Here is a 7373-nt window from a genome sequence, read left to right as displayed (position 1 = left end):
TCATACTTTTGGGAGGTTGCCTGCAATCCCATCTCGTCGGTTTCTTGTAGCACCGCTAGCTTCTCTTGTGCACTCCATTTTTGGCGCATGAAAAAAACTCCCCTTACAGCAGCAGGTTTTATTATTTCACCTGTCTACTTTAAGGGGAGCATATCAGACCGCCGTTCACGGTCCCTCTTTAGTCGGATCGGATTTTGGTAGCCGTCAATAAAATCCGCCCGGCGACAAGGCGGGCGGATACGAGAAGCTATGGGCTTCGGAGCGGGGCGTACGAATCGCCGAGGGGGGCTTCGCTTTCGCCCCAACGCCCCAGCGGCTCGCCGACGCGAACCCGGCTGCCCACGGCGAGGTCGGGGCGGAACGCGAACGATCCGGGCTCGACGAGCAGGACGACGGTCGAGCCGAACTCGAAGCGGGCGAGCTCGTCCCCTTTCGCGGGATGCTCGGGCATCGGCTCGGCGTACCGGATGGAGCTGACGTTCATGGCGCCGACTTTGATCACCGGCAGTACCCCGTAGGCGTGCCGGATATAGGTAATCAGCCTCTCGTTGCGGCTGAGTACGCGGCGCATCCGCTCCAGGCCGAATGCGTTGACGGGATACGTTCGCCCCGGGAAGTGAGCGCTCCCCGTCACCGTGCCGGCGACCGGGGAGTGCACCCGATGGTAGTCGGCCGGGCTCAAGTAAAGCACGACGAAGAAGCCGCCCGCGTAGCTCGCCGCCAGCGGGGAGCCCCCGAGCAAATCGTCGGCCCGGTAGTATTGTCCTTTCACGATCAGATCCGCCCGGTCCCCGATTGGGCCGATACCGGTGACGGTTCCGTCCACGGGGCTGACCAAGGAGCGCGCGTCCCGGTCGACCGGCCGCAGTCCCGGCTTCAACCGGCGGACGAAAAAGTCGTTCAGGGAGCGATAAGCGTCCGGTAGCTTCTCCGCTTCCTCGACCCGGATGGCGTACGCCCGCGCGTACCGCGGAATGAGCGCCCTGCTCCACCGGGACCGGGTGAAGCGGCCGATCAGCCGGGACAGCCATTTGACGGACGTCAGCTCGGCCGCGAGCGCCAGCAGCCGCTGCTCCTTCGTCATGTTCCTCACCGCCTTCGTTTCGGTTCCGCATTTCGCGTACCTGCATTATAAGGCGGTGCTTCCGGACCATCAATTGCGGATTGCGTATCGATTCGATAGGCTGCCGCTATGATCGGCCCGACGGAACGGGGCGCGGGGCCGCAGCCGCCCCTTCGCAGCTCAAGTTTCGGCGCCGGCCGCTCCCGCATCCGCATCCGCGTTCGCGTCGGCGAACATAAGCTCCCGGTATTTGCCTGGCGGGATGCCCTCCAGCTTCTTGAAGGCGCGTATGAAGACGACGTGGGTCGTATAGCCGACCTTTTGGGCGATCTGGGCGTTCGTCAGCTCCTTGTTCTCCATCAGACGCTTCGCCTGATCGATCCGCTTGCGGGTAATGTAATCGAGCAGATTTTGGCCGCTCGTCTTCTTGAAGAAGGTCGAAATGTACTGCGGCGTCATCCGCAGCCGGTCGGCGATCATCGCGAGCCCCAAATTCGGGTCGTCCAGCCCGCCGTCGACGAGCGCGACGATTTCCCGCAGCAGCTGGCTGCCGTGGTCGGTCCTCTCCGCCTTGAAGGAGCGGGCGAGCGCCTCGTACAGCTCCTTCGTCTTGCGGTGCATCCCTTCCGCCGTCGGGCTGCTGAACACCGTCTTGATCGGATCGAAGTCGGGGCCGAGCCATTCGTCCTGGACCGCGTTCGAGGCGTTCCATATTTTCAGGAACGTGCTCGTGATGTTGAAGAACAAGCATTTGCCGAGCTCCGGGGTCATGCGGCCGGAATCGAAATTGATCGAATAGATCGTATTGAGCAGCTTCAAGGCGTTGTCCGCATCGCCGCTGCGGACGAAGTTGACGAGCTGCACCTCGATCTCGAGCGGGTAATAATAATGCCGCTTCACGTCGACGATGTCCTGGAACGGAATGACCGCGTTCCGGCCCTTGATGATCCGGTAATCGAGCGCGGCCAGCGCCTCGGCGTAGCTGTCGCCGATCTGCTTCTCGCCGCGGCGGACGCTTCCGGTGGCGACGGTCATGCCGATCTTGAACCGCGTCGTAATGACGTTGTGGAGCGATTCGGCGATATGCCGCAAATCGTCCGCCGCCGCTTCGTCCGTCCGGTCTTCGCGCACGTTGATCAGGAAGGCGAGCCGGTCCCGCTCGAGCTCGACGGCGAATCCTTCGTGATGCGTCCGCGCCAGATCGACGCCGACGTTCGACAGGATGAACCGGACGAGCGCCCATTGCCGCTCGGACTCCTCGGCGGTAAACCGGGATACGTCCTCGATCTGGACGATCATGACGGCGAACCGGTCGCCGACGAACGAGATGTCCATGAAGGCGAGCGACCGCTCGCGCTCGGACGAGCCTTCGATTTCCGCATAGCCGCGGACGAGCCGGGACAAGTAATTCGCCCGGATGACCGGCGTCTGTTGGGCGAGAAGCCCGCGAAGGTTATTCTCCTCGTGCAAGGAGCCTTCGATCGTCTGCCGGATGAATTCGTATTCGTTGGAGACGGGGCGGCCGCTCAATTGTTTGCCATGCACGATGGCGTTGATCGTTTTTTTGAGCGGGCGGTAGTTGCGGTAGACGGCCGCATAGACGGCGACGAGCCCCGCGATCGTGCAGATGGCGAGCAGCCAGACGGCCCACCGTTGGATCTGGTTCACCTGCTGCATGAAGACGTCGCGGGGAGTGACCGACACGTACTTCCAGCCCGGCTTCTGCGACGAGGCGACGGACACCATCTGGTCGACGCCGCCGAGACGGTAGCCGAACGGCGCGTCGCTCGCGTTGATGCGGGCGAGCAGGTCGGGAGGGAGCGGCTTGTCGGCGGTCCCCATGACGACCCGTCCCTTGTCGTCGATGACGTGGATGGCGCTGTGGCTTGCCGATTCGAGCTGGGCGAACATGCTCTCGATCTGGCTTTGATCGATCAGGACGACGAAGCTGCCGAGTATGTCGGTCTGCGTGCGAATCGGCAGCGATTGCACGTACGTGACGGCGTCGAGCGGCGCGGAATCGATGCTCGGAGCGGTGGACGACGGCGTCCCCCGCGTCAGGCTGGCGACCGGCATGAACGTCGCCGCGTGGGCGGCCGACAGCATCTCGTCCCGCCATTTCTCGTACGGCATCCCCTCGTAGCCGTAAAACGATTCGTAAAACGTGCGGGAGTCCGTCAGCAGGTCCGGCTTGACGATCGTGTCGCTGGCCGCGAAATAGACGTAATAGTCGACGATGAAATGGCTCGTCAAGCTGCGGTAGCGCCCCAAGGCGTCGCGCATGAACTCGATGAACAAATACCGGTCGGCGGCGTCCGCGTCCGGTCCGATTTTCAGCAAATAATCGAGCTTCGGGTTCAAGGTCACCTGAACCATCAAATTGTCCACCTCGGTCAGCCTGCTGTCGAGCGACAGCTTCAGCTGCTCCAGCATGGCGGTGTTCGACCGGTTCGCGCCGTGCTCCAGGCTGCGCTCCACCTTGGCGTACAGGAACAAGCCCATCGCCAGCGGAACGAGGAGGATGACGAGGTGGGAGACGATCATCGTCAGGAGCGCACTTTTTCGGTTGCCGATCCGGAGCAGGCGAAGCGTCGTTTTCATAGGGTGTCACGTCCGTTCTCGTTTCGGTTTCTCTTCATTGTAACCGATTGCAAGGAGGGAGGACTACTCCTTCAGCGAGCCGATCATGACGCCCTTGACGAAATATTTTTGCAAAAACGGGTACAGGCACAGGATCGGCAGCGTCGATACGATGATGGTCGCGTACTTGATCGTTTCTCCGATGGCGTACTTGTCGTCGCTCGCGACGCCCGTCATCATCGAATCGGTGCTGTTGGCGATCAATATTTCGCGCAGGACGAGCTGCAGCGGGTACATCTCGCGGTTGCGCAAGTAGACGAGCGCGCTGAAGTACGAGTTCCAGTGGCCGACCGCATACCACAAAATCATGACGGCGATGACGGGCATCGACAGCGGAATGATGATGCGGAACAGCACCGTCCAATCGTTCGCGCCGTCCATCCGCGCCGATTCCTCGAGACTGATCGGCACGCCCTGGAACGCGGTGCGCATGATGATCATGTTGAACGTGTTGATCGCCCCCGGGATGAGCAGCGCCCACATCGTGTTCATCATGCCGAGCTCGTTCACGAGCAGGTACGTCGGGATGAGGCCGCCGTGGAACACCATCGTGACGACGATGAAGAACATGATCATGTTTTTGAAATACAGCTTCGGCCGGGACAGCACATACGCGCCGACCGCCGTCATGACGAGGTTGATCGCCGTGCCGAGCGCCACGTACAGCAGCGTGTTCTGGTAGCCCTTGACGATCATCGGGTTGGCGAACACGGCCTTGTACGCCTCGAGATCGAAGCCGACCGGACCGAGCAGCAGGCCGCGGTGCTGCAGGAACGACGCCGCGTCGCTGAGCGATGCGAACAGCACGTACAGGAACGGATACAGCGTGACGGCGCACAGCCCGATCATCAGCATGGCGTTGAACGCGCCGAACGCCTTTTCGCCGGCAGTAGGTTTCATTCGCGGCGCCTCCTTACCACAGTTTGTTTTCGCTGAGCCGTCTGCTGACGCCGTTCGCGGCGACGATGAGCACGAAGCTGACGACGGAATTGAAGAAGCCGACCGCGGCGGTGAAGCTGTAGCTCGCCTCGAGCACCCCTTTGCGGTAGACGTAGGTCGAGATGACGTCGCCCGTCTCGTAAGTCAGCGGGTTGTACAGCAGCAGCACCTTCTCGCTGCCGACCGTCAGCATGCTGCCCATGTTCAGGATGAACAGGATGACGATCGTCGGCATGATGCCCGGTATCGTAATGTGCATCGTCTGCTTCCATCGGCTCGCGCCGTCCATCTTCGCCGCTTCGTACAGCGTCGGGTCGATGGCGGCGATCGCGGCCAAGTAAATGATCGACCCCCAGCCGATGCCCTGCCATATGCCCGAGGAGACGAACAGGAAGCGGAACCAGCCCGGCTCCTTCAAGAAATCGATCGCTTCGACGCCGAACGCTCCGAGCAGCTGGTTGATCAAGCCGTCGCGGCTCAAAAAATCGACCATCATGCCGGCGACGACGACGATCGAGATGAAGTGGGGCAAGTACGAGATCGTCTGCACGACCCGCTTGAACAGCGCTTGGCGAATTTCGTTCAGCAGGAGCGCGAGCAGAATCGCCGCGGGGAAGCCGAACAGCAGCTCGTACACGTTGATCAGCACCGTATTTTTGAGCAGCCGCCAAAAGTAAATGCCGTTAAAAAAGCTTTCGAAATGCTTGAAGCCGGCCCAAGGGCTGCCCCATATCCCCTTCGCGGGGGTGAAGTCCTTGAACGCGATTTGCAGGCCGTACATCGGCCCGTAATGGAAAATGACGTAATAAGCGATGACGGGCAGCGCCATGCCGTAGATCGCCCAGTTGCGGCGAATGTCGGCGCGGATCGTCTGCCAGACGGTCGGATCGCTTATCGCCTCTCTTGCGGCCGCGCTCTTCAGCGCGTTCCCGGGGCGGTGCTCCATTGCGGTCTCTCCCTTCGTATGCCCGGATCGGCGAAAGCCGGGAGGGGGAGAGGACCGTATCCTCCCCCCGGTCCGGCTGCAGGCGGATTACCGCTTGCTGTATCGCTCGAGCGCCGCCTGCTGGATTTTGAGGGCGTCCTCGATGCCCATCCCTTGAATGCGCTTCACATATTTGTCGAAATTGTCGATCGGCTCCGCGCCCATGATGAATTTGAGCAGCATTTCGTCGCGGTACGTCTCGATGTCGGTCATGACCGAGGCGAACTTGCTGCTCTCGTCCTTCGTCGGCGTCACGAGCGGCATTTTTCGCTCGGCCGTCGGGGCGGACCAGATCGCGAGCGCGTCCTTCTGGGCCGGCAGGGCGAGATATTGCGTCTGGAAATTGTCGCTTAGCACGTACGGGCCGCTCCACGTCGAACGGTTATGCTTGGCGAACGACTGCTGCAGGCTGACGCCGCTCGGCGGGTTGAGCACCTCCGGCAGGAACACCGCCCGGCCGTTCTCCATCTTGTAGCTGACGCCTTCCTTGCCGTAGTTGAACAGCAGATCGCCTTTTTCGCCGTAGGCGTAATCGAGCCATTTCACCGTTTCGATCGGATTTTTGTTGCTTGTCGACACGGCGGCGCCCACTCCGTTGCTGGCGAAATCCTTTTGCCCCCAGATCGGCTTGTCGCCCGGCTTCAAAACCGGGTACGGTGCGGCGACGAGCTTGAAGCTCGGGTCCTTGTCCTTCATCAGGTTGGCGTATTTGCCGATGCCTCCGCCGTTGTAGAACACCGAGGCGCCGAGCAGGTTCGTCGTCATTTTGTTGTCGTACAGCTTGTCGTTCGGGGCGGCGAAATCTTTGTCCAGCAGCCCTTCCTTGTACCATTTGTTCATCGTGGCGAGAAACTCTTTGTACTCCGGCTGGATCGGACCGTACATGACCTTGCCCTTATCCTGATAGAAGCCGTAGTTGATCCCCCATGCGCCGAGGAACGGGGCGTCGACGCCGATCATTGCTTTGTCGATATAGAACGGGATTTCGTCGGCTTTGCCGTTGCCGTTCGGATCTCTCTCTTTAAACGCTTTCAAAACGGCGTACCACTCGTCGATCGTCGTCGGCATTTTCAGGCCGAGCTTGTCGAGCCAGTCCTGGCGGATCCCCGGGCCGAAAAATACCCTTACCTTGTCGCCGCCGCGCAAAAACGGGAACGCGTAAATGCTGCCTTCGTCCGTCATGATTTGCTTTTTCCAGTCCGGATGGTCGGCCAGCAGCTTTTTCAAGTTCGGCGCGTATTTGTCGATATAGTCGTTCAGCTTGATGATTTTGCCGTCTTGAATCGCCTTCTCCGGGCCGCCCGGGTAATTGGACGTCCAGATCGTCTCGATGACGTCCGGCAGCTGGCTCGACGCCATGACGAGGTTGAACTGCTCCTTTTGCTGCTGGGCATCCAGCGGCGGGTGCTGGAACTCGACCTTGACCCCCGTAATGTTCTCCAATTCTTTGTACGATTCCATCTCGGCGTACGTCTTCATTTGCGCCGCCGCCGCGCTATGGTTCGCGACCCAGTACGTCAAGCTCGTCAGCTTGGGCGGCTGCGCTTCTTGACCGGGCTGCGGCGCGGCGGTCCCGCCGCCTTGGCCGCCGCTGCATGCGGCAGCCGTTACGGCCAGCGAGGATGCGAGCAGGACGACCGATGCTTGCTTCATTGTACGTTTCAAATCGGATGCCTCCCTTATGGATGATCGAATCGGTAAGTCGGGCGTTTCCGCCGTCGGAACCGCTCCCGGAAGGGGCGGCCT

The 7373-nt window shown here is 61.0% G+C and carries 5 protein-coding genes; all 5 read right to left on the bottom strand.

Annotated elements, in window-relative coordinates; translation table 11 throughout:
• Positions 1-247: 247 nt before the first annotated feature.
• Positions 248-1084 carry an archaetidylserine decarboxylase gene (asd, locus tag DLM86_RS16055; protein WP_110841038.1) on the bottom strand — a complete coding sequence of 279 codons (837 nt, stop codon included), beginning with the start codon at positions 1082-1084 and terminating at the stop codon, positions 248-250.
• A 159-nt stretch (positions 1085-1243) separates the two neighbouring features.
• Positions 1244-3664 (bottom strand): helix-turn-helix domain-containing protein, encoded by a 2421-nt coding sequence (locus DLM86_RS16050; RefSeq protein ID WP_110841037.1) that lies wholly within the window; start codon positions 3662-3664, stop codon positions 1244-1246.
• A 63-nt stretch (positions 3665-3727) separates the two neighbouring features.
• Complete coding sequence (locus tag DLM86_RS16045) at positions 3728-4603, bottom strand: carbohydrate ABC transporter permease (protein ID WP_110841036.1); 876 nt, start codon at positions 4601-4603, stop codon at positions 3728-3730.
• A 13-nt stretch (positions 4604-4616) separates the two neighbouring features.
• Positions 4617-5588 (bottom strand): ABC transporter permease, encoded by a 972-nt coding sequence (locus tag DLM86_RS16040; protein ID WP_110841035.1) that lies wholly within the window; start codon positions 5586-5588, stop codon positions 4617-4619.
• A gap of 87 nt (positions 5589-5675) precedes the next feature.
• On the bottom strand, positions 5676-7280 hold the full coding sequence (locus DLM86_RS16035; RefSeq protein ID WP_110841034.1) for a type 2 periplasmic-binding domain-containing protein: 1605 nt from the start codon (positions 7278-7280) through the stop codon (positions 5676-5678).
• Positions 7281-7373: the final 93 nt, after the last annotated feature.

It is taken from the genome of Paenibacillus flagellatus (genome assembly GCF_003217775.1).
In the GTDB taxonomy this organism is placed as follows: Bacteria; Bacillota; Bacilli; order Paenibacillales; family NBRC-103111; genus Paenibacillus_AB; species Paenibacillus_AB flagellatus.
Note: the sequence above shows the minus strand (reverse complement) of the source record. Positions and strands in the feature narration are given on the sequence as shown.

Coding starts and splice junctions, on each gene's coding strand:
- DLM86_RS16035 (WP_110841034.1), bottom strand. CDS start 7,280: ATGAAGCAAGCATCGGTCGTCCTGCTCGCATCCTCGCTGGCCGTAACG.
- asd (WP_110841038.1), bottom strand. CDS start 1,084: ATGACGAAGGAGCAGCGGCTGCTGGCGCTCGCGGCCGAGCTGACGTCC.
- DLM86_RS16050 (WP_110841037.1), bottom strand. CDS start 3,664: ATGAAAACGACGCTTCGCCTGCTCCGGATCGGCAACCGAAAAAGTGCG.
- DLM86_RS16045 (WP_110841036.1), bottom strand. CDS start 4,603: ATGAAACCTACTGCCGGCGAAAAGGCGTTCGGCGCGTTCAACGCCATG.
- DLM86_RS16040 (WP_110841035.1), bottom strand. CDS start 5,588: ATGGAGCACCGCCCCGGGAACGCGCTGAAGAGCGCGGCCGCAAGAGAG.